General features: G+C 36.1%; 1 protein-coding gene. It reads left to right on the top strand.

The features are described 5' to 3' along the window. Positions 1 to 135: 135 nt before the first annotated feature. Positions 136 to 1,002: an aldo/keto reductase gene (locus A194_RS19075; RefSeq protein WP_017187846.1), complete on the top strand. Its 867-nt coding sequence runs from the start codon at positions 136 to 138 to the stop codon at positions 1,000 to 1,002. The last annotated feature ends 107 nt before the right edge of the window (positions 1,003 to 1,109 follow it).

Here is a 1,109-nt window from a genome sequence, read left to right as displayed (position 1 = left end):
GTGTATTTATCACATTACAGCTTAACGTTTGTCATTAAGCCTTAGTGTCGATAAAATAGATTCAAGGAGGTATACGATGAACAAACGTCAATTAGGAAACACAAATTTACATATTTCAGAAGTTGCCTTGGCTGCATGAACTTAGGGACGAATGAACAAAACGCTAAAGATATTATTCATGAGGCCATTAACGCAGGAATCAACTATATTGATACAGCTGACCTATATGATTACGGTGAAAACGAGAAACTGGTCGGTAAAGCGCTAAAAGGAAAAAGGCAAGATACAATAGTGGCCACTAAAGGTGGTAACCACTTTGAACCGAATCAAAAAGGCTGGTATTGGGATCCGTCTAAAAAATATTTAAAAGAAGCGATTAAAAATAGTTTATTACGTTTAGGTTTAGATGATGTTGATTTATACCAGTTACATGGAGGTACAATTGAGGACCCTATTGATGAAGTCATCGAAACGTTTGAAGAGTTACAACAAGAAGGATTAATTCGTTACTTTGGCTTGTCTTCAATCCGCCCAAATGTGATCAAATCCTATGTTGATAAAACTACGATCACGAGTAATATGATGCAATATAGTTTGTTAGACCGTCGTCCCGAAGAAGAGCTTTTAGACTATTTAAACGACCATCAAGTAAGTGTTTTAGTTAGAGGCGCTTTAGGTAAAGGGATGTTAACGAGTAAAGGGATTGAGCAATGGGAGAAAAAAGGGTCTAGTGGCTTTTTAGACTACAATCAAGATGAACTTAAACAAGTAATCGAAAATTTACAAACGCTAGCTCAAGAAGCAAACATAACTCCAGAATCAATTGCTATTCATTATTGTTTAAATCACCCTAGAGTGTCGAGTTTAATTTTAGGTGCTAGTCGGCCTGAGCAAGTTCAAAATAATATTGAAGCCTATTACAGTGCACCAAAAGACCAATCAATTATTGAAGAAGTTAAAAATATGACTAAGCAGCAAGTTTACAAACAACATCGGACGTAAATAATGAGGCTGAGACAAAACTAAACATTAATACACAAAACCCGAACGAAATCATATTTTGACTTCGTTCGGGTTCATCTTTTACCACCGCTCCATCAAAATGCTCC

Origin of the sequence: Alkalibacillus haloalkaliphilus C5, from assembly GCF_000269905.1 — a bacterium.
GTDB lineage: Bacteria > Bacillota > Bacilli > Bacillales > Alkalibacillaceae > Alkalibacillus > Alkalibacillus haloalkaliphilus_A.
The sequence above is the reverse complement of the archived record's forward strand: the minus strand, read 5'-3'. Positions and strand labels throughout refer to the sequence as shown.

Excerpts from the sequence above, each read along its gene's own strand:
- A194_RS19075 (WP_017187846.1), top strand. The coding sequence starts at position 136 with ATGAACTTAGGGACGAATGAACAAAACGCTAAAGATATTATTCATGAG.